Here is a 907-nt window from a genome sequence, read left to right on the forward strand (position 1 = left end):
TAGAGGTTACAGAATCTTTTATGGCCAATGTAAAACAAGCGGGAGCAATAACTGTTCCAGCACATTTGCTGTATGACATAGTTCGTAAACTTCTTGATGGGAGTGAGATTGTATTATCAGTTGATATGAATCAGGCGAGTACGATGTCCGTTGTTTCTGGTTGTGCACATTTTCAGCTTCAGTGTCTTCCCAAAGTAGATTTTCCAGAGTCGCTTCCAGGTCAATTTGGTTACCGTTTTTCTTTATTGGCATCAAGCTTGAAGCATTTGCTTGATTGTACGCAATTCGCTATTTCTACTGAAGAGACTCGTTATTATCTTAATGGTATTTATTTTCATGTCGTTGATGATGGTGTTCTAAAGCTGCGTTTAGTTGCTACTGATGGTCATCGTTTGGCGCAAGTTGATATGGAAGCGCCTTCGGGGGTTAAAGACATGCCTGGTATCATTATTCCCCGTAAAGCTGTAGGAGAGTTGCAAAAGCTTCTTTCTGAAGAAATTAATGATAATGTGTGTGTAGAGCTTTCAGAAACAAAAATTCGTTTTTCTGTAGGTTCTGTGGTTTTTACATCTAAGTTAATCGATGGAACATTCCCAGAATATCAACGTGTTATCCCTCTTGGAAATGATAAAAAATTAATCGTCAACAAGCAGAATTTTTCTTCTGCCGTTGATCGTGTTTCTACAATTTCAAGTGATCGCGGGCGTGCAGTGAAGTTAACGATTGAGCAGGGACAATTAAAGCTTGTTGTTCATAACCCTGACTCGGGGAGTGCAGAAGATCAATTAGCAGCTACTTACACATCTGATCCACTCGAGATAGGGTTTAATTCACGTTATCTTTTGGATATTGCTGGACAACTTTCGGGCGATGAGATGGTTTTTATGCTGGCCGAAGCCGGAGCCCC

1 protein-coding gene is annotated in these 907 nt (G+C 40.5%); it reads left to right on the forward strand.

Going from position 1 to position 907, the window contains the following annotated elements; genetic code table 11:
* Positions 1–907: DNA polymerase III subunit beta (gene dnaN / locus ACFIK8_RS10435; protein WP_375669387.1), on the forward strand; the 907-nt coding region annotated here is incomplete at both ends.

The sequence above is a fragment of the Bartonella sp. MR168JLCBS genome (assembly GCF_042194175.1).